Raw genomic sequence first — 19,213 nt, 5'->3', positions numbered from 1 at the left:
TAAGTTATATTTGCTTTCACTTGCTTAATTTATCCAAAATGCTATTCCCTACGCTCGATATCTCTATCTTTAGTAGGAGCAGGTAACTGAGGCAAATTTGGCGTTCCTGTAAGCTGTGCTTTCATTTGCGCGAGTTCATCATCAATATCATCACCTGCTGCGAGAGTATCAAATTGTTTTTGTAAATCGTCAGTTCCCATTTCGGCGATGAGATCTGACTGGGCTTCGAGTTGCATGACTTTTTCTTCCATGCGCTCAAAAGCTCCTAATGATTTACTAGTATTAACTCCGCCTAGGGTTTCATTGAGTCTTGCTGTTACTTGTGCAGAACGCGCTCGTGCAATGTACATATCTTTTTTGGTTTTTGCCTCAGATATTTTGCTTTCTAGTGTCTGCATGTCCTTTTTCATGCGAGCTACTATTGAATTTTGCTGTTCAATTTGCGCTTGCATGGCGGTGGCAGTTTCTTGGTAAGACTTGCGCTTTGTCAAGGCTTCGCGGGCTAAGGTATCATTTCCTTGTTGTAACGCTAGTTGAGCGCGACGATACCATTCTTCAGCAGTAAGTTCTGCTTGTTGTGCCTGGCGTTCTGTGCGTTTTTGCGTGGCGATCGCACTTGCTACCGCTTGCCGCAGTTGTACCAGATCGTCCTGCATCTGTGAGACTGTTTGCTCTAAAATTTTTTCAGGATCTTCTGCGTTACTGACTATAGAATTGACATTCGCTCTAAATACCCGCCCGATGCGGTCAATCAGTCCCATGATGGCTCTCCATTTGGTTACAAAAGCTGCATCTTGCCCGTTCCGACCGCAACTCACCAAATTGGTAACATCTTAGTCGGAGTATTAAAATCATGGTATCGTACCTTTTCTCTCCGTAACCTCCACCTCTTAGCACCTATCAAAAATGTCTTTCAAATCCCTTGAGCAACTCGTGGGTGCTTTTATTGAGCAAACTGCTTGGCATGAGCAACCGTTGCAACGTGTTGTCAAGTGTTGGTCTGATGTTGTTGGTGTTGCTGTTGCATCGCATACGCGACCACTTTCGATTCAACGCAATATACTGTGGGTGGCAACATCTAGCGCGGCTTGGGCGCAAACTCTTACTTTTGAACGCCAGCGCATCTTAACGAAACTCAACCCTTATTTACTAGATCCCTTAACCGATATTCGTTTTTCTACAGCAGGATGGCAGCGATCGCAAGTAGATAAAAAAGATACTCCAGCAAAAAACGCTCACCCTAGCTATATTGTCACAGCGGGTAGTCGTAAAAATAAAGCGCAGGCTGCTATTCAAAATCCGCGTGCTGCGTTTCAACATTGGCAAGAGACGACGCGATCGCGATCGCAAGGGTTACCACTTTGTCCTCAATGTCAATCTCCTACTCCACCTGGAGAACTACAGCGATGGGAAGTATGCTCTTTTTGTGCTGCTAAAAGATGGTAAACAACTAATCAAATCAATCAATTAGCCTAGTTATTGAGTGTTTGGACAATTCAATATTGAGCCTCATATCAAAAAACCTTAAAAATGTCAATGCCGGATTTACTGGAAAATACATTTTACCTCATAGTATTCATCTAAATCTATCCATATTTATACCGATTTTTAATAAATTTTAGCTGGGTCTGTAAAGGAGTTTATTTTGTTTCTTGCTGATCCCTTGGTTGTTTTAATCAAAAGCTGTAGCCTTTCACTCATACATTTGTATCGCAATATAACAAGAATATAAAGAAATCATGAATTTTCTGTTTTAGAAAAATAGCTGAAAGCCATACCAATTAATCATTTGCTGACTTTAAGAAATATTTATATAGCGGCACAATAACAGGCGATAGACAATTGCTAAACAGCATTCCTATGAAAAATGTAAATCCAACTTCTGCCTGTCGCTACTGTCGCTATTATCAACCAGAAGGAAGGCGTGGTGGGTGTTGTCAACTGTTGGGAGCACCAGTTCAAGGAAGTTGGAAAGCTTGTGAATTATCACTTCCAGCTTTTGCCCCGTCGTGGGATCTTAAGAAAGTTATGATTGTGCCCGATGAGCCAGCACTTGTGCCTAAACCATCGACAATATTTTGTGAATCTAACCATACTTCATTAGAAGCAAGCCGACATTTTCTTTCCCTCACTCCTCATCCCACACCCCTCACCCCTTCTCAAGGTAGCCAAGGGTATTGACGAAAATCGGGTTTGCGCTTTTCTAAGAAAGCTTGTTTTCCTTCGGCTCCTTCTTCAGTCATGTAGTAGAGTAAAGTTGCGTTTCCGGCAAGTTCTTGTAAACCAGCTTGACCGTCACAATCAGCATTAAATGCTGCTTTGAGACAGCGAATTGCGATCGGGCTTTTTTCTAGAATTTCGTTTGCCCATTGAATTCCTTCGGCTTCTAATTGTTCTACAGGCACAACGCAGTTAACTAAACCCATTTCCAATGCTTGGGCTGCTGTATATTGGCGACAGAGAAACCAAATCTCTCTCGCTTTTTTTTGTCCCACAACGCGGGCGAGGTAACTTGCACCAAACCCACCATCAAAGCTACCAACTTTGGGACCTGTTTGACCAAATACTGCGTTATCTGCAGCAATAGTTAAGTCACAAATCAGATGTAGTACGTGCCCGCCACCGATCGCATACCCAGCAACAAGGGCGATGACGACTTTCGGCATCGAACGAATTAAACGCTGTAAATCTAATACATTCAACCGAGGCACACCATCATCATCAACATAGCCTGCAGTTCCTCTCACGCTTTGATCGCCCCCCGCACAGAATGCATATTTACCATCTGTATGTGGTCCTGCACCGGTAAATAAAACAACACCAATGCTCGTATCTTCACGCGCATCAACAAAAGCATCGTAAAGTTCAAACACAGTTTTGGGACGAAACGCATTTCGCTTGTGCGGACGATTGATTGTAATTTTGGCGATACCGTCAGTTTTGTGGTAAAGGATATCTTCGTAGGTTTTAGCCGTTTGCCAGTTTTGCATAGAGTGTGCGATCGCGCTTCCAGTTTGAGAATTTTAGCGCAGGTTTTATTCTCTAAGTGACTTTATTATGCACTCTGCCGAAATAGTATAGACTTATGCAATCGTCTAAGATGTTTTATCAATAGGATTAAGTTGCAGAAGAGATAAGCAGCATCCTATGAATGAAGAAATTAGCACTGCATCATCTCGGCTTTGCTTAGGTAGAGCAACGCTCGATCGTTTTGTTGTTGAGCTTTTTCAACAACCTGCCTATGAGCTACCAGAATCCTGTTTACTGACGGAACACAGAATTATCCTCAATCTTGGCAATTCTTACAATGTGGAACAGTGGTACGACGGATGTTATCAGCAAAGTCAGATGGACACGGGAAACTTTACGGTTTTGCCGATAGGGATGAATCGTCGAGTCATTTGGGATCGACCAATTGAATTTCTACTTTTGCAGTTAGAGCCTGTTTATATGCAGCAAATGGTGTTGGGGTTGAGCGATCGCTATCAGCTGGAATTAATACCTCATTACAAACGTCAAGATTCTCTTATTCATCAAATTGGTTTAGCGTTGAAAACCGAATTACAAAGCCAGGGTTTGGGGGGAAAGCTTTATCTTGAGTCGATGATGGCAACTTTAACGATACAACTTTTAAGACATCACGCTCACTGGACATCATTCACACAAACTCCAGGCGGTTTGTCCAAGTATCAGTTACGGCAAGTCATTGATTACATTCATAGTAACCTTGAGCACGAGTTGAGCCTTGACGAGCTAGCAAGTATTGCCCAAACAAGCAAGTATTATCTTATCCGACTATTCAAACGATCAATGGGAGTTACGTTACATCGATATGTAACCACCTGTCGTATTGAAAAAGCTAAACAGCTATTAGCCCAGCGAAACTTGTCAATTGTCGAAATTTGCCATCTTGTTGGATTTCAAAGCCAAAGTCACTTTACTCATCTGTTTCATCGCTACGTTGGTATTACACCGAAAGTCTACCGAGACGGTTTGTAAGTTGTGCAAGATGGCGACAAATTTTGCAATAATTCGCAAGACATGAGTGCGTAAGAGCAGTATTCTCTTAAGAAATCTTCTAATTCTGAGAAATGAAAAAAACGATTATTGCTTTTGTCCTATTCATTGTTTTAATACTTGTAATGCCGCTGAATGCATCGGCAGCGATTGCCATCCCTTCCACATCAAATCAACCTATTCAATTGATTCAACCTGGAGAAGGTGAAAGATTTCAAGTTGGAGGCGATTTTATCACATTCAAAACTCTCAGTGAGGACACTCCAGGAGAACTGTCAGTTATCGAAATTACGGCTGCTCCGCAATCAGGACCACCTTTGCACAAACATCCACCAGAAGTTTTTTACATTGTCGATGGAGAATTTGAGTTTTATGGTGCTTCACCAGAAGACACAGTTAAAGCTACTACTGGAGACTTCATTCATATTCCCTCTGGTGCGCCTCACGCCTACAAAAATGTTGGGACAACTCCAGGAAAGTACTTACTTTTTACCTCAATTGCAGGAAACCCAGGGCAACTTTGGTTTCAAAAGTTTGAATATGAGATAAGCAACAGCTTGGGAAACCGAGTCACAGATGAAACATCTGCTTCTACAATTCCAAAGTTCTCGGATAACAAATCGATGGCTACAATTGCTCGTAAGTACGGAATCGAATTTTTAGAGTGAGTGAAGTAGGACTACATTAGAAAATGCTGTAACTTTGTTAATGAAAGCGATCGCTCGTTTTGTGCAGTTGTTGAAAAACTGTATTGGTTGAACAATGAGGCAAGCAAAAATAACTGCACACAATATTTCAGGAGTGCAAAGTGAAAGCATACGAATCGAGTGCCAAAGTTACGTCTGAGGGAATCAAAATTCCTGACTGGCTGCTAGAAATCTTGCCAAGCAATCAAGAAGTGAAGGTTATTATTCTAGTTAACGAACAAACAGATTCTTCACAAGCAGATTGGTCTAAGCTGACAGCAGAGCAATTCTTTGCTGGATATGAGCAGTCAGATAATATCTACGACACACTGTAACTCATGCAAAGCTATGAGTCGAGAGATATAATCCTGCTATCATTCCCTTTTGCTAATGCTACTGAGTTAAAACGTCGTCCAGCACTGGTACTGCTGGATACTGGTGATGAAGATATCATTGTTGCTCGGATAACAAGTCAAATCACTCAGGGAATGTTTGATGTAGAGCTTTTAGATTGGCAACAATCAGGTTTACGACTTGCCTCAGTAGTTCGGGTAAATAAGATAGCAACGCTAGAAAAGCGTCTGGTTGAGCGCCGCTTAGGAATATTAACACTAGAAGATTGGCGAAGAGTGCAAAGTAAGGTAAGTCAACTTTGGAATGCTATGTTATGAGCGCATATTCAATTTATCAAGAAAAATAATTTCACATAGTAATCGCTGCAAGCTTTCCTAAATTCTCTTTTCGCCACTGCGCATCGGCTTTTCTATTGGTTTTTAATTCCAACACTCTAATTCCTGTTGTAGGAAGTGGATTTATTTTTTTTTGCAATTGTTCCCAAGAATCAATTAACTCATGCTCTACATTGTAAGTAGCACATAGTTGAGCAAAATCTATATTTTGTGGTGTAGCAAAGAACTCTTCAAAGGGTGGCTCAAACTTAGAAATAGGTAACATTTCAAAAATACCACCGCCATTATTGTTAATCAGAACAATGGTTAAACGTCCAGCAAACTTATTTTTGATTAAAAAACCGTTGGTGTCGTGTAATAAAGCTAAATCGCCTGTTAGTAACACACTACTTTGATTGCGATGTGCTACTCCTAAGGCAGTTGATAATGTGCCATCAATACCATTGGCACCACGGTTAAAAAATGGGCGGATATTAGAATTACTCGGTTTCCAGAAAAACTCCATATCGCGTACGGGCATACTATTGGCGATAAATAAGGGTGTTTCTGATGGGAGAACTTGCGACAGTAACCAGGCAGCTTTACCTTCAAATAAATGCTCAATTTCCGTCATTGTGCGATCGCATGCCAACCTTACCTTAGCTTCCACATCACACCACAACTGTAAATATGGAGTTGGTGCTTTCGGTTCGATAGATTGCGCTAGCTGTTCTACTGTGGTTCGTAAATGAATTGTTTTGCCATGCAGTGGATCGAGATTATGATCGCAAGAATCAACAATCCAGCGCTGGGGTTGGGTAACGCTTAACCATTGACGCAAATCTTTACTTGTGGGAAGTTCCCCGATTTGAATCACGATTTTTGGTTGTAGCTGTTGTGCTAGTTGCGGATTGCGCACAATCAAATCGTAGGTAGAAATCAAATAAGGATTGAGATCCGCGTAGTTTCTGACTGGGGAAAGTGCTTCGGCGAGTACCGGAAATTTGAGCGTTTTAGCAAGTTGGGCGATCGCACCACAATATTCGCGTGGTTGTTGTGGTTGGGCAATTCCGGCGATGATAATTCCGCGCTCGTATTGTTTCCATTCTTTAGGATGGGGAATTGGTAATTGGTAATTGGTAATTGGTAATTGGATGCTGTTGAAGAAGTTTTGTGGATTGAATTGCGATCGTAATGCAGCTGCGGTGGTGTCGGGGATGGGTGCTAAAGGATCGCGAAAGGGGATGTTGAGATGTACTACTCCAGCAACAGGATAGCGCGACCGCTCCCATGCATAAATCAGTGTTTGGCGTAGATACGCCAAGATTTCAATATCTAATGAAGGTAGTGCTAATTCAGCGTACCAGTTGGGGTATGTATTGTATAACTTTGTTTGATCGATTGTTTGTCCTGAATGACAATCACGTAGTTCTGGGGGACGATCTGCGGTGAGGATGATGAGAGGAACTCGGCTTTCTCGTGCTTCAATAACTGCGGGGTAGAAATTTGCAGCAGCGGTTCCTGAGGTACAAACTAATACTACTGGGCGTCCTGCTTGACGAGCAATTCCCAATGCAAAAAATGCTGCGGAACGTTCGTCTAAAATAGGTATTGCTTCAACTCCATCAGTTTGGGCAAAGGCGATCGCTAGTGGTGTAGATCGCGAACCTGGACAAATCACGGCTGTTGTTAATCCTAGCCGCCCAAAAGTCTCTGCTAATATCGAACCCCAGACAGAATTTGTATTTCGCCAATCAATCACTACAGTAACCACACTTAAACGAGAATTGCAGCCTAGAGTTGTTTAGAATGCGGAAGTTGAGATAATGAGGAGAAGTCATCACTCTTTCTTAATCAACTAACCACTCATCCCTAGCCACTCACCTCTTACCTTATCTATCCTAAATCGCTACAGGAGATATCTTTTCATGGACTGTTTTCATTTAACAGGAATTCGCTGCTACGGTTACACAGGTTATTTGCCCGAAGAACAGGTTTTGGGTCAATGGTTTGAGGTAAATTTGACGCTATGGTTGGATTTATCCGTAGCAGGTAAGAGTGATGCGATTGAGGATACTCTTGACTACCGTAGCGTGATTAATGACGTGCAGCACTTGGTTAAAACCTCAAAATATGCGTTGATCGAGCGCTTGGTGGATGCGATCACTACATCTATTCTAGAATCTGATCGCGTCAAACAAGTTCAAGTTCGCTTAACAAAACTCGCTGCCCCAATTCCTGATTTTGGTGGCAAAATTACCGTTGAAATCACAAGAAGCAAGTAACTCAGTAAATTGTAAAATTGTCATGGGTAATTGAGAAATAAATATTTTTGTCTTTGGGTGAAGTAGTTAGCAGTTGGCGATTAGCTATTAGCTTGTGCGGTGCTAAATGCTAATCTCATTACTGACTTAAGAAACTAAGTAGTTCTAAGAATACTCCGTTAGTCCAGCCAAAACCGATTTCGTTGGAACTATAGCCAAAGCGAATTTCATCAGAGACATTGGCAGAACATTTAACTACATCGTATTTCTCAACAATTGCGCCGGATTTTTCAAATTCTCGAACAACTAATGTCATAAATCTTTGAGCAACATCTTTAGCTTGCGAGAGATAATGATAACGGCTTAAACCTTGTACGGTCATTAAATGTAAAGGTGCCCAGCCAAACGGCGCGTCCCATTGATTGCCTGTTACATTAGTACTAGTTAGTAAACCACCTGGCGCTAAAAATTTTGATAAGTTTTCCACTACTTTTTCAGCTTGTTTTTGCGAAGCTATCCCAGCCCATAAAGGATAGAATGTAGTAGCAAATTCATACTGACTGCGTTGATGCGTGACAAAGTTATAATCAAAATAAAGTCCTGCTTGTTCGTCCCACATTAATTGATTAATAATTTGACTGCGTTTGGTTGCGCGATCGCTCCATATTTTTCCTAATGATTTTTCACTTAAGATTTGATGAATTTGTGCTATGTCTTGCTCCATTTGATACAGCAAAACATTTAAACATACAGGTAAATATTGAGTAATTTCGAGATTAAACAATCCGAAGCGATGCGAACAATCAAATCCTGATTCGCGCATCGAGCGATCGCCTTGGTAAAATGATTCGGTGAAGCCGCTTGCTGAGTCATAATACGCATCCAGTCCGGCGATTTCTTGTGTAATATAATACTCTAAAATTCTGTCATAGTGAGTTCTTCCCACATCATCTTTTTCATCACTGATAACTTCAGGTGCGGGTCCTGTTCCAGAGTCAAAAAAACGTGAAAGCCCTGTTTCTGGGTGGAGATGTGGTTCTGTAGTCCAGAAGGTGTAATACTTTTCAATTGCCGGAAGTACTGATTGTAACCATTGTTTATCTTGCGTATGCTCAAACAGTGCTAGCACCATTAAAGTTAATACAGGAGGCTGCGATCGCGTCAAAAAATAGGTACGGTTAGCATTCAAAATTGTGCCGTAATGTTCAACTTCGTAGACAAGTTGATTGACTAAGCTTTGCCCAAGTTCTAATTCTCGATCTTGCAGTAACCCTAATAAAATAAAATAACTATCCCAACCAAACATTTCATTAAAACGTCCTCCAGGAACAACGTAGGAACCTGGCAAATAAAGTAACCCGTGTTCTTGGATTTGGGAATCTGCGGGTAAAGTTTTAACTTCTATGGCATCAAATTCTTCTTTACTTAGAATTTGTTGTAATGATTGTTCAACTGTTAAACGGTCTTCTTTGGAAGAAACATAGACAAGCCAAGGTGCATTTTCGCTACGTTCAATTTTAGAATCATTAGCTGCAGCTAGAATATCTGCAGGCGATCGTGACAAAGTTTGCCAACTTTGTTTAATATATGCTCTGACGGCTGCAATTTGCTCAGTAGAGGGAAATTGTAAATTCGATAATTGCTGCATCACAATAAAAGTAGCTAGAGAAGCCAATGAGATATTATTACTCTAGCCACTAATCACTAGCCACTAACTCATCGTTTCTACTCTTTGTCTTCCCACCAATGAATCTCCTGACTCAACGTCGAACCAGTGAATACTTTGTGGTGGTAAAGCAAGAGTAATTTCTTCGTTACTCCAAACTTGGTCTGTGGGTAACAATGCACGTACTGTTTGCGGTTCTGAATGCGAACTATTGATACGGACACTCACTAAGTTGTGCATCCCCAAGTGTTCGACTAAAAAGACTCTACCTTGGATAATATATTCTTCTTCTGGTTGTGCAACACGGACGTTTTCTGGGCGAATTCCTAACACAATTTGTGGGGGAACTGTGGGAATATCCAATAACGGAATTTGAAAATCTCCAAGTAGTGCATAACGCCCGCGACAAGGTAAAGTAAGGAGATTCATCTGCGGGCTACCGACAAATCCTGCAACAAATAAGTTAGCAGGATGACTGTAAATGCGATCTGGTGGTGCGAGTTGTTGAACATAGCCGTTGTTTAGCACTGCAACTTTAGAAGAAAGTGTCATTGCTTCGGTTTGGTCGTGGGTAACGTAGACCACTGGGGCTTTTTGAGTCGCAAAAATTTGTTTGAGATCTGCGCGGACACGTTCGCGTAGTAATGCATCAAGGTTACTTAAAGGTTCGTCGAGTAAAAATACTTGGGCTTGACGCACCAAAGCCCGACCAACAGCAACCCGCTGGCGTTGTCCTCCAGACATTTGACCTGGTTTGCGGTTGAGTAACTCTTCTAATCCAAGAAGTTGGGCAACTTCAGCAACACGCTGCTTGATTTCAGCGCGGGGAATATTTTTGAGTTTGAGTCCTGAAGCCAGGTTTTCAGAGACAGTCATATGAGGATACAATGCATAGCTTTGGAATACCATTGCCATATTGCGATCGCCTGGACGTCTAAAGGTGATATCTTCACCCCCCAGCCGGATTTGACCGCGTGTTGGTTCCTCAAGTCCCGCAATCATCCTTAACACTGTAGACTTACCACAACCTGAAGGACCAAGTAATGTTAAAAATTCTCCGTCTTCTACGGTGAGACTAACGTCTTTAACCGGAATAACTTTAGGAGAAAAGGTTTTATTTAAGTTTTTGAGTTCGAGTCTAGCCATTTTATTAGGGAGTAGGGAGTAGTGATTAGTGATTAGTGACTAGCAACTAGCCACTAACCTTTAACAGCGCCAGCAGTAAGACCTTGAACGATCTTGCGTTGGAAAAAGAGAACCAGCAAAACTAGTGGTAATGTACCAAGAACAGTTGCCGCAGCGATCGGACCATAAGGAATTTCAAATACCGAAGCCCCGCCTAATTGGGCTGCGGCAACAGGAATTGTTTTGAGTTCCTCACGAGTTATGAATGTCAACGCGAAGATAAATTCGTTCCAGGCAAAAATAAAGGTGAGAATTCCAGTTGTGACTAAAGCTGGAAGTGTCATCGGGAGTAAGATCTGCCACAGCATTTGAAACGTGTTGTAGCCGTCTACCCTAGCAGAGTCTTCCAAATCTTTTGGTAGTTGCTCAAAAAAGCTGCGCAGCACTAAAATTGTTAATGGCAAATTGATTGCAGTGTAGGGAACAATCAGTGCAAGGTAGTTATTACCCCATCCTAATTGTTGGATAATTTCTAAAAGTCCTATAAATAGCAAAATCCCTGGGAATAATGTAACGATTAGAATTCCTGCCAAAATCACTTTACCACCCCAAGGACGTAACCGTGCTAGCGCGTAAGAAGCCGGTGCGCCAAGAGTTAAAGCTAGTGCGGTAGAAACAATTGACACAAAAGCACTATTGAGGATGTAACGCCAAAATGGGCGTCGCACAAATAACTCGATATAGTGATCTAAGGTATAACGCGTTGGAAAATACACGGTTGGGACAGCAGCAATATCTTCATTGACCTTGAATGAAGTTAAAACCTGCCACATTACTGGCGCTAAGCAAAATATGACAACAAGTATGACTGCGATGGTTGTTAATATCTTCCTCCAAGGAATCTTTGCCCCACCGGCTTGTCTAGGAGTTGTTGAAACTACTTCAGGAGTTGCAGTCATGGCAATTTTGGATTATGAAGAATTAAGTTGTACCAGATGTTCTGGCGCGTAATTTATTAAGGAGGAGGCTGGCGATCGCGACAGCTACTATCAGCAACAAAAATGTTACTACGACGAGTGCTGCGCCATAACCAAAATCGAGGTAGCGCATCACAGTTGAGTAGATGTATAGTGATACCACTTCAGTTGCACCACCAGGACCACCACCAGTCATAACTTGGATGAGGTCGAAAACACCAAACGCTTGCGCAAATCGAAACAGCATTGCAATTAAAATTTGCGGTAGCAGTAGCGGTAAGGTAATTTGCCGGAAATTTTGCCAAGGTGTCGCACCATCAATCGAGTGCGCTTCGTACAAGTCAGGTGAAATCGATTGCAAGCCTGCTAATAGCAGAATGCTAATAAATGGCGTTGTTTTCCAAACGTCAGCAAAGATCACCGCAAACATTGCTAGTGTCGGATCTCCTAGCCAGTTAATTCCCGTATTAATTATCCCCAGCCGCAGTAAGATGTCGTTGACTATCCCAAATTGGTCATTAAAAATCCACGCCCAAGCTAAACCAATTAATGCTGTTGGTAAAGCCCAAGGAATAATCGCTGATGTCCGCACTAAACCGCGTCCAAAAAACTTTTGATTAAGAATAAGTGCGATCGCTAATCCTAAAATTAGCTCTAACACAACTGAGGAAACCGTGAAGATAATTGTTACCCAGAAGCTTTGCCAAAAACGACCATCTCCTGCCATGCGTGAATAATTGTCAAACCCAGAAAAGACAGGTTGCAGTCGCGTTCCCAAGTTTTGAGTAAACAGACTCAGCCAAAAAGCACGGAGAATGGGATAACCAAAAACAAACAACAGCATCAGCAAGGCTGGTACAATCAAAATCCATGCTGTCCGTTGTTCGCGTCCTCGAATTGTCTTTGTATTAAACATCGAAGTTTGAAAGAAAGGTTCTAGATTTCCAAAAGTGTTGAATGTAGAGGGAAAGAGTGGCTAGTGACTAGTGGCTAGTGGTTAGTTTTGAATGGAAGAACTTTCTCAACTCTCTTAAACTCAAAACTCAAAACTCTAACCATTAACCCCTACTTAATAAGCGGCGAGTTTCATTTGCAGCAGCTTGCATGGCTTGTTCTGGAGTCATCCGATTCGTTAATGCTGCACTCAAATACCGTTGTAAAATATCCGATGTTTGAGCATATTGCGCGATCGGTGGACGTAATACTGCTTGCTGCACGACTTCGAGTAACTGCGGATAGTGAGGGTACTTAGCAACAATTTCTGGATCGGTAAATAACGAGCGCCGACTAGGAACAAAACCAGCATTCAAAATAAAGTTCTTTTGTGCTTCTTCAGAGGTGAAGTATTGAATTGCCCGCCATGCTTCTTCGGGATGTCTCGTCGATGTGGAAATTCCTAAGCCCCAACCACCAAGACACGCACCACCTGTTCTTCCAGGAGTTGCAACCATCGGCTTAATTGCAATTCTACCTTCAATTGGCGAACCCTCTTCTTGTGCTAAGGGCCAAACATAAGGCCAATTGCGTAAAAACGCAGCTTGACCGCTTTGGAAAAAGCGTCGTGTTTCTTCTTCTTGGTATGTTGTCACTCCTGGCGGCGAAATTCCTTGTTGTATGGTGTCTTTTAAGAAGGCGATCGCTTGCAGCGTTTCTGGTCTGTCTAATCCTACTTCTAAGTTTTCTGGATTCACCCAAAATCCACCAAAGCCCTCTAAAACTTCGATAAACATAGCGACGAGTCCTTCGTATTGCCGCCCTTGCCAAACATAACCCCAGTTAATTAAGTCTTTTTGTTGCAATGTTTGCGAGGCTTTAATTAGATCGCTAAAGGTTTCTGGTGGTTCTAATCCGGCTTGTTCGAGTAAATCCGTGCGGTAATATAACATCCCTACGTCAGAACGCATCGGAATTCTATATAACCTACCTTCGTAGCGACTACCTTCGACATCAGCAGGAGAAAATTCTGCTAATTCCTCTGGAGATATGCGATCGCTCAGATCTAACAACCAACCCGCAGCCGCAAATTTAGGTGTCCAAATCACGTCCATATTAATCAGATCATATGGAGAATCACCCAAAATAAATGCCGAAGTATACAGATCTTCTAATAAGTTAGTAGCGTTAGGACCTTCAATAATATTGATGCGAATATCAGGGTTTTTCGCCTCAAAGTCTCTCACAATTCCCTGTTGCCAAGGTTGCGCATCAGGGGCAGTCATGAGTAAATTCAGTGTTACTGGTTGCTGTGATAGTGCTATCCAGCTATAAAGTACGATGCCGAGGAAAAAAGCACTAAAAACACCTACACGCAAAAAACCTTGTCTTCTTAAAAATCTTTGCAGCTTGTTTAATGGTTTGCGGTACAACATTTTTCAATCAACATTCACGATCAACTCATGAGCAAAGGAATAAATTTAACTATCTGAATGAACAAATTTCGGCATTTGTTAGCAAATCTACTATGTTTTAAAAAACAGTAGAAAAAGTTCAGCTAACTTCACAAAAATTGTTTCAGATTGTAAATATCAACAACTTTGAAATTTAGTTGGCAAGTATTACAGTAGCGCTTGATTACCTGAAGACACATTTTTTCGTGCCCAACAACAGGCGTCTATCAAATAGAATATACCAAATACTGTAATATGTGTAACTTAATATTTATTTGATTTATGCCACATCTTTCTAAAGATATAGCAAGTAGTCAAAAAACAAATTTGTACAAAAATTAAACTAACTTATTATACAAATGATACAATAACTGCTGATAAAATGATTTTCAGTCTCTTACACAAAGTGCTACAACTTTCAGAGGAAACTACTAATTTTATTTTTTTATCAATAAGTATTAAAATCTATTAGGTAAGCTTACTTAATAAAGCTAGCTTGCTATTAAACCATTCTTCGGTAAACTCGCCGTAAGGTAGAACTTCTTCTACGACAGCGCAAGCAATTCCCATTACCCAGATGTGTGCTACTTGTGTAAAAAGAGGAATCGCGTTAACTTCAGTTTGGCTCAACTGCCGGATTTTTTGGTATCCTTGCATAAAAGATTTATTAATATTGGCATCTAATTGCCAACGGTGGGTTGTATGAATAAATTTGGCAATATCAAATGCCCGCCAACCGTAGCCGCATTGGTCAAAATCAAATAGCGTTGGTTGATTTCCTCCAAAATGGGCATTTTCTGAATGGACATCACCGATACAAATTCCATAATAGGGTGATGTTTGAGGTAACGCTAAATTGACTAACTGAGCTTTGATTTGCGCACTTAAATTGAAGAGATAATTGATATCACTATTGCGATGCTGGAATATTAATGAAATTGCTGCCATTGCCCAATCTAAAAGATACGCGCAATGTAACTCTGGACGACTAAAACGACTAGTAAAATTATTTGTTGCTTGATGAATACTTGCAACAACTTCTCCTAATTGTTGACTTTGTTCGCGATTAATATTTTTGCCTATCGCCTGACCTGGTGCATAGGAAAAAACAGCAGCATAGCGTTGTCCTTCTGGGGATGCGATCGCTTGTGTAAATTCACCTGTTGTTTTAGCAATTGGGTAAGCAACAGGTAAATTGCAATTATGCAGATAATGTAATAGTTCTAGTTCAAAATTAATTGCATCCAAGGTTCGCCATCCGTGGCGGTAAACGCGCAAAATGTATTGATGATTTTGTTCGGCTTCGACTAAATAAGTATCATTAAGACCGCGTTTGTATATCTTACACTTTTGCGTCGCTATAGGATAATAGCATAACACCTTTTCTATTAAAGCCTTTCCTGAAGGCAGCGAATGAATAACAGGAATAAATGGAGAACTCATTATTAGTAGTTAGCTGTTAGCAATTAGCTATTAGCGTATTTCTTCGCTGTACTATTTAGTAAATAAAAATCACAAACTGTATCAGCAACTGCATTTACCGTGTATATCAAATTATAAGATTAAACCGAAGTTAAGGCTGTCAAATTGGCAATATTAACTTTTATAAAAAATTGCAGTTGAGCTTGAGTTTAAGGGTGTAGATAACGACACGAGGAAATACAGGAAGAAAAATATGCTCAAATGGAGTTCCCTGCTGTTGAGTGCAGCACTGTTGGCGGCTCCGCTATCGGGTTGTAGTCGGTTTTTATATCCCCAATTATCTGCCCAAGAAGGTGGTGCGGCATCAGGAGCAGTATTGAATCGGGTGAAAACCCGTGGCAGGTTATCTTGTGGCGTGAGTGGTAATTTGCCAGGATTTAGCTATGTGACTCAACAAGGTGAATATAACGGACTAGATGTTGATATCTGTCGGGCGATCGCCGCAGCAATGTTTGACGATCCACAAGCGGTAGATTTTCGCAATCTCAATGCCAAAGAGCGATTTACCGCATTACAAGCAGGGGAAATTGATGTTCTTAGCCGTAACACTACCTGGACAATTAGTCGCGATACATCAACTGGCTTAGAATTCGCGCCTACAGTGTTTTACGACGGTCAGGGCATGATGGTTAAACAAGATAGCGGCATCAAAGACTTAAAAGGATTGCAGGGAAGATCAGTTTGCGTTCAAACAGGGACAAGTACTGAACAGAACCTTTCTGACCAAATGCGCAAGCTAGGAGTCAAGTATACACCTATTGTCTTTGAAGACGACAAAGCAACCTTTGCTGCCTATCAACAAGGACGCTGTGAAGGAGTCACTAGCGATCGCTCGCAGTTAGTAGCGCAACGCAGTGCTTTACCTAACCCTGACGAACACGTTCTCTTAGAGATTGTCATGTCCAAAGAACCACTCGCACCTGCGGTCAGAAATAACGACCCGCAATGGTATGACACCGTAAAGTGGGTGATCTTTGGCTTAATTGAAGCTGAAGAACTTGGAATTACTTCACAAAACATCGATTCTTTTGCCAATAGTGAAGATCCAGTTGTACGCCGACTACTAGGAACTGAAGGTGACTTAGGGCAAGGTTTAGGTTTAACAAACGACTTTATCGCACGGGCAATTCGTGAAGTTGGTAACTATGGCGAAATCTATAACCGCAACCTTGGTCCTGATACGCAACTCAATCTCCCCCGTGGTCAAAACGAGTTATGGACTGATGGTGGACTACATTATGCACCTCCCTTCCGGTAAAAGAAGCAGGTTTGCACAGGGTAGGCGGGTAGTTGGGTAGGTGGGTGAGAGGGAAAAATAACATTTTCGTCTCGCCAACACTCCCACACGCCAACACTCCCACACGCCAACACTCCCACTAGCTACTAATCAAACTGATGACTACACAGCGTCCACGGGTTACACGCAATACACCTAAATTTAAAGATTTACTCAGAGATACCCGATTTTGGCGAGTCGCCGGACAAGTAATTGCTGTATTGCTGTTTTTGTTATTGGTGATTTTAGTCGTCGATAACGTTATCTACAATCTGCGTGCATTAGGCATTCAACTAGGGTTTGGCTTTCTCGGTTCGCAAGCTTCCTTCGACATCGGTGAAACTCTCATCTCATACAATCCAGCAGACAGTTACGGTCGAGCGATTTTAGTTGGACTCGTTAACTCGTTGCGCGTCATTGTTGTTGGGCTTGTTTTAGCAACAATTTTAGGTTTAGTTGCAGGAATTGCCCGATTATCAAATAACTGGTTAGTGCGGCAGTTAGCATTAGTGTATGTTGAAACAATTCGCAACATCCCGCTACTTTTACAACTCTTCTTTTGGTACTTTGCTTTCTTCTTACAATTACCCAACGTTGCTAACCAAATTACTCTTCCTGGTCCTACTTACTTATCAAGTCGTGGGTTATATCTACCGTGGATACAAGGAGGTACGGGTGCGGGAGTATGGTTATTATTACTTGCGTTAGGCATTGCTGGAGCGATCGCAGTGTGGCGTTGGCGAACCCAAGTTATGCAAGAACGTGGCGTGCGTGGCAATCAGATGTTGTGGGCATTAGCACCAATTGTTGTGGCGATCGCACTTGCTTACATTATCAATGGTGCAATTCCGTTTAGTATCACTTTGCCACAAATAGTAGATACCGAGCAAATTGAAGGTGGGCTGCGTTTATCACCTGAATTTGGAACTTTGCTTCTGGGACTTGTTGTTTATACAGGAAGTTTCATTGCCGAAATTGTCCGTGCCGGAATTCAGGCAGTTCCTCAAGGGCAGTGGGAAGCAGCGCGTGCTTTAGGACTCAAATCAGGAAGAATCATGCAGAGTGTTGTTTTACCTCAAGCTTTACGCGTGATTATCCCGCCACTGACAAGTCAATATCTTAATCTTGCGAAAAACTCAAGTCTAGCGATCGCAATTGGTTTTCCTGATGTTTATTTTGTTGCTTCAACAACGTTTAACCAAACAGGTCGTGCAGTAGAAGTGATGTTTCTGATCATGATTACCTATCTCACGATTAGTTTAATTATCTCTCTGGCTATGAACCTGTTTAATCGTACTGTGCAATTCAAAGAAAGATAACGATTTAAGAGTTTTGAATAATTCGCGAAAAAAGGTGCTGAGGCATTTATGACAAAGAAGTGTCTTAACTCAAAACTCAAAACGTGCTAAGGCACCGCTACGCTAACAAAACTCAAAACTCTCTTAAACTTATGCAAACTGAATTACCTCCTCCTGTTGCACCTCCAATTAGTCGCGCTTCCTCGCCTTGGGAATGGATGCGTGTCAACTTGTTTAGTACTTGGTACAACGTCATTCTGACGATAGTTTGTGTTGTTGTCATCGTTGTCGGAATCAGTAATTTATTGCGCTGGGTGTTTGATATAGCGCAGTGGAATGTTGTTGCAACAAACTTGCAGTTATTCTTTGTTGGTAGATTTCCTCCCGAACTCTACTGGCGCGTTTGGTTATCATTAGGAGTCCTTGCTTGTCTAGCCGGAATTGCTTGGGGTTTTAGTCGCACGGATGCGCGTTGGTTAAGTCGTTCTACTTTGATTGCTTTGAGCGTCGTCGTTGCTGCAGTCATCTTGCTACCAATACCATTATCATCACGGTTGTGGTTACTGGCGATCGCTCTTGTGGCAACTATTGGCTATGCAGCCGGACGGCAATTACCACCAAATTTTAGTAGTTGGCTTCCTGTCATGTGGGGAGTTGCGTTTCTTCTTGTCTGGTGGTTGATTAAAGGAGGCTTGGGTTTAGCACCTACCCCAACTACTGTTTGGTCAGGACTATTATTAACGTTACTCACCGCAACAACAAGTATCCTTCTTTCGTTTCCTTTAGGAGTGTTACTAGCGTTAGGAAGGCAAAGTCCGCTTCCTGTTGTTCGTGGTCTATCAACGCTCTATATTGAAGTCATCCGAGGCTTGCCATTAATCGGCATTTTGTTTTTAGCTCAAGTAATGCTACCCCTGTTTCTTCCACCGTGGTTTCGCGATTTGGATCGGGTGCTACGTGCGATCGCTGGACTAGTACTATTCAGTGCTGCGTATCTTGCCGAAAATGTTCGTGGTGGTTTGCAAGCAGTTCCTCGCGGACAAGCTGAAGCCGCCAAAGCTTTAGGACTCAGCGCACCTTTGACAGTTTCATTGATTGTGTTACCCCAAGCCTTAAAAGCTGTAATTCCAGCAATTGTTGGTCAGTTTATCAGCTTATTCAAAGATACTTCACTACTAGCACTATTTGGCTTACTCGAATTAACTGGAATCGCTCGCTCTATTTTGGCACAGCCAGAATTTATCGGACGCTACGCCGAAGTTTACTTATTTATTGGTTTAATTTACTGGATCTTCTGCTATGGAATGTCGCAAGCCAGCCGCAATCTCGAACGCAAGTTAAATGTTGGTCAGCGGTAGAAGGGGTGA

The 19,213-nt window shown here is 41.9% G+C and carries 19 protein-coding genes; 10 read left to right on the top strand and 9 right to left on the bottom strand.

Features of this window, described 5'->3' with window-relative positions; all coding sequences use genetic code 11:
* Nucleotides 1-41 precede the first annotated feature (41 nt).
* Nucleotides 42-761 (bottom strand): PspA/IM30 family protein, encoded by a 720-nt coding sequence (locus CSQ79_RS12560; protein ID WP_099701521.1) that lies wholly within the window; start codon nt 759-761, stop codon nt 42-44.
* Between the two features lie 145 nt (nt 762-906).
* Here CSQ79_RS12560 and CSQ79_RS12555 point away from each other — a divergent pair, with 145 nt between their 5' ends.
* Both CSQ79_RS12555 and CSQ79_RS12550 read left to right on the top strand, forming a co-directional pair.
* The gene (locus CSQ79_RS12555; RefSeq protein WP_099701520.1) at nt 907-1,446 is read left to right on the top strand and encodes a DciA family protein; all 540 of its coding nucleotides are present in this window, start codon (nt 907-909) and stop codon (nt 1,444-1,446) included.
* Nucleotides 1,447-1,860: 414 nt separating this feature from the next.
* A complete protein-coding gene (locus CSQ79_RS12550; RefSeq protein WP_099701519.1) occupies nt 1,861-2,181 on the top strand; it encodes a hypothetical protein in 321 nt (106 codons plus the stop codon).
* On the opposite strand, the gene menB is transcribed toward CSQ79_RS12550, so the two are convergent.
* Entirely contained in the window at nt 2,160-2,990 is an 831-nt protein-coding gene (gene menB, locus CSQ79_RS12545) for a 1,4-dihydroxy-2-naphthoyl-CoA synthase (protein ID WP_099701518.1), read from the bottom strand. The genes CSQ79_RS12550 and menB overlap by 22 nt on opposite strands.
* 157 nt (nt 2,991-3,147) lie before the next feature.
* Here menB and CSQ79_RS12540 point away from each other — a divergent pair, with 157 nt between their 5' ends.
* The 4 genes from CSQ79_RS12540 to CSQ79_RS12525 all read left to right on the top strand — a co-directional run bounded on the left by CSQ79_RS12540 (nt 3,148) and on the right by CSQ79_RS12525 (nt 5,374).
* On the top strand, nt 3,148-3,999 hold the full coding sequence (locus CSQ79_RS12540; protein WP_099701517.1) for a helix-turn-helix domain-containing protein: 852 nt from the start codon (nt 3,148-3,150) through the stop codon (nt 3,997-3,999).
* 92 nt (nt 4,000-4,091) lie between these two features.
* Complete coding sequence (locus CSQ79_RS12535) at nt 4,092-4,685, top strand: cupin domain-containing protein (RefSeq protein ID WP_099701516.1); 594 nt, start codon at nt 4,092-4,094, stop codon at nt 4,683-4,685.
* A gap of 140 nt (nt 4,686-4,825) precedes the next feature.
* Nucleotides 4,826-5,038 carry a hypothetical protein gene (locus tag CSQ79_RS12530; protein WP_099701515.1) on the top strand — a complete coding sequence of 71 codons (213 nt, stop codon included), beginning with the start codon at nt 4,826-4,828 and terminating at the stop codon, nt 5,036-5,038.
* 3 nt (nt 5,039-5,041) lie between these two features.
* Nucleotides 5,042-5,374 (top strand): type II toxin-antitoxin system PemK/MazF family toxin, encoded by a 333-nt coding sequence (locus CSQ79_RS12525; RefSeq protein ID WP_099701514.1) that lies wholly within the window; start codon nt 5,042-5,044, stop codon nt 5,372-5,374.
* A 31-nt stretch (nt 5,375-5,405) separates the two neighbouring features.
* Here CSQ79_RS12525 and menD read toward each other — a convergent pair whose 3' ends face one another.
* On the bottom strand, nt 5,406-7,145 hold the full coding sequence (gene menD, locus CSQ79_RS12520) for a 2-succinyl-5-enolpyruvyl-6-hydroxy-3-cyclohexene-1-carboxylic-acid synthase (RefSeq protein WP_289501082.1): 1,740 nt from the start codon (nt 7,143-7,145) through the stop codon (nt 5,406-5,408).
* 154 nt (nt 7,146-7,299) lie between these two features.
* Here menD and folB point away from each other — a divergent pair, with 154 nt between their 5' ends.
* Entirely contained in the window at nt 7,300-7,656 is a 357-nt protein-coding gene (folB, locus tag CSQ79_RS12515; protein ID WP_099701513.1) for a dihydroneopterin aldolase, read from the top strand.
* Between the two features lie 118 nt (nt 7,657-7,774).
* Here folB and CSQ79_RS12510 read toward each other — a convergent pair whose 3' ends face one another.
* The 6 genes from CSQ79_RS12510 to CSQ79_RS12485 form a co-directional block, all read right to left on the bottom strand.
* The gene (locus CSQ79_RS12510; protein WP_099701727.1) at nt 7,775-9,283 is read right to left on the bottom strand and encodes a trehalase family glycosidase; all 1,509 of its coding nucleotides are present in this window, start codon (nt 9,281-9,283) and stop codon (nt 7,775-7,777) included.
* A gap of 63 nt (nt 9,284-9,346) precedes the next feature.
* Nucleotides 9,347-10,447 carry an ABC transporter ATP-binding protein gene (locus CSQ79_RS12505; protein WP_099701512.1) on the bottom strand — a complete coding sequence of 367 codons (1,101 nt, stop codon included), beginning with the start codon at nt 10,445-10,447 and terminating at the stop codon, nt 9,347-9,349.
* 53 nt (nt 10,448-10,500) lie between these two features.
* Nucleotides 10,501-11,385: a carbohydrate ABC transporter permease gene (locus CSQ79_RS12500; protein ID WP_099701511.1), complete on the bottom strand. Its 885-nt coding sequence runs from the start codon at nt 11,383-11,385 to the stop codon at nt 10,501-10,503.
* Between the two features lie 22 nt (nt 11,386-11,407).
* On the bottom strand, nt 11,408-12,319 hold the full coding sequence (locus CSQ79_RS12495; protein WP_099701510.1) for a carbohydrate ABC transporter permease: 912 nt from the start codon (nt 12,317-12,319) through the stop codon (nt 11,408-11,410).
* Between the two features lie 142 nt (nt 12,320-12,461).
* Nucleotides 12,462-13,772, bottom strand: a complete 1,311-nt coding sequence (locus CSQ79_RS12490; RefSeq protein ID WP_099701509.1) for an ABC transporter substrate-binding protein — start codon at nt 13,770-13,772, stop codon at nt 12,462-12,464.
* A gap of 486 nt (nt 13,773-14,258) precedes the next feature.
* The gene (locus CSQ79_RS12485) at nt 14,259-15,233 is read right to left on the bottom strand and encodes a phosphotransferase (RefSeq protein WP_099701508.1); all 975 of its coding nucleotides are present in this window, start codon (nt 15,231-15,233) and stop codon (nt 14,259-14,261) included.
* 232 nt (nt 15,234-15,465) lie between these two features.
* Between CSQ79_RS12485 and CSQ79_RS12480 the strand changes: the two genes are divergently transcribed.
* The 3 genes from CSQ79_RS12480 to CSQ79_RS12470 all read left to right on the top strand — a co-directional run bounded on the left by CSQ79_RS12480 (nt 15,466) and on the right by CSQ79_RS12470 (nt 19,204).
* Nucleotides 15,466-16,530, top strand: a complete 1,065-nt coding sequence (locus CSQ79_RS12480; protein WP_099701507.1) for an amino acid ABC transporter substrate-binding protein — start codon at nt 15,466-15,468, stop codon at nt 16,528-16,530.
* Nucleotides 16,531-16,667: 137 nt separating this feature from the next.
* Complete coding sequence (locus CSQ79_RS12475; RefSeq protein WP_099701506.1) at nt 16,668-17,867, top strand: amino acid ABC transporter permease; 1,200 nt, start codon at nt 16,668-16,670, stop codon at nt 17,865-17,867.
* Nucleotides 17,868-17,998: 131 nt separating this feature from the next.
* Nucleotides 17,999-19,204 carry an amino acid ABC transporter permease gene (locus CSQ79_RS12470; RefSeq protein WP_099701505.1) on the top strand — a complete coding sequence of 402 codons (1,206 nt, stop codon included), beginning with the start codon at nt 17,999-18,001 and terminating at the stop codon, nt 19,202-19,204.
* The last annotated feature ends 9 nt before the right edge of the window (nt 19,205-19,213 follow it).

It is taken from the genome of Gloeocapsopsis sp. IPPAS B-1203 (assembly GCF_002749975.1).
Taxonomy (GTDB): domain Bacteria; phylum Cyanobacteriota; class Cyanobacteriia; order Cyanobacteriales; family Chroococcidiopsidaceae; genus Gloeocapsopsis.
The sequence above is the reverse complement of the archived record's forward strand: the minus strand, read 5'-3'. Positions and strand labels throughout refer to the sequence as shown.

Excerpts from the sequence above, each read along its gene's own strand:
- CSQ79_RS12510 (WP_099701727.1), bottom strand. The coding sequence starts at position 9,283 with ATGCAGCAATTATCGAATTTACAATTTCCCTCTACTGAGCAAATTGCA.
- CSQ79_RS12555 (WP_099701520.1), top strand. The coding sequence starts at position 907 with ATGTCTTTCAAATCCCTTGAGCAACTCGTGGGTGCTTTTATTGAGCAA.
- CSQ79_RS12560 (WP_099701521.1), bottom strand. The coding sequence starts at position 761 with ATGGGACTGATTGACCGCATCGGGCGGGTATTTAGAGCGAATGTCAAT.
- CSQ79_RS12525 (WP_099701514.1), top strand. The coding sequence starts at position 5,042 with ATGCAAAGCTATGAGTCGAGAGATATAATCCTGCTATCATTCCCTTTT.
- CSQ79_RS12550 (WP_099701519.1), top strand. The coding sequence starts at position 1,861 with ATGAAAAATGTAAATCCAACTTCTGCCTGTCGCTACTGTCGCTATTAT.
- CSQ79_RS12485 (WP_099701508.1), bottom strand. The coding sequence starts at position 15,233 with ATGAGTTCTCCATTTATTCCTGTTATTCATTCGCTGCCTTCAGGAAAG.
- CSQ79_RS12505 (WP_099701512.1), bottom strand. The coding sequence starts at position 10,447 with ATGGCTAGACTCGAACTCAAAAACTTAAATAAAACCTTTTCTCCTAAA.
- CSQ79_RS12475 (WP_099701506.1), top strand. The coding sequence starts at position 16,668 with ATGACTACACAGCGTCCACGGGTTACACGCAATACACCTAAATTTAAA.
- CSQ79_RS12540 (WP_099701517.1), top strand. The coding sequence starts at position 3,148 with ATGAATGAAGAAATTAGCACTGCATCATCTCGGCTTTGCTTAGGTAGA.
- CSQ79_RS12535 (WP_099701516.1), top strand. The coding sequence starts at position 4,092 with ATGAAAAAAACGATTATTGCTTTTGTCCTATTCATTGTTTTAATACTT.
- CSQ79_RS12480 (WP_099701507.1), top strand. The coding sequence starts at position 15,466 with ATGCTCAAATGGAGTTCCCTGCTGTTGAGTGCAGCACTGTTGGCGGCT.
- CSQ79_RS12500 (WP_099701511.1), bottom strand. The coding sequence starts at position 11,385 with ATGACTGCAACTCCTGAAGTAGTTTCAACAACTCCTAGACAAGCCGGT.
- menB (WP_099701518.1), bottom strand. The coding sequence starts at position 2,990 with ATGCAAAACTGGCAAACGGCTAAAACCTACGAAGATATCCTTTACCAC.
- CSQ79_RS12490 (WP_099701509.1), bottom strand. The coding sequence starts at position 13,772 with ATGTTGTACCGCAAACCATTAAACAAGCTGCAAAGATTTTTAAGAAGA.
- CSQ79_RS12470 (WP_099701505.1), top strand. The coding sequence starts at position 17,999 with ATGCAAACTGAATTACCTCCTCCTGTTGCACCTCCAATTAGTCGCGCT.
- folB (WP_099701513.1), top strand. The coding sequence starts at position 7,300 with ATGGACTGTTTTCATTTAACAGGAATTCGCTGCTACGGTTACACAGGT.
- CSQ79_RS12495 (WP_099701510.1), bottom strand. The coding sequence starts at position 12,319 with ATGTTTAATACAAAGACAATTCGAGGACGCGAACAACGGACAGCATGG.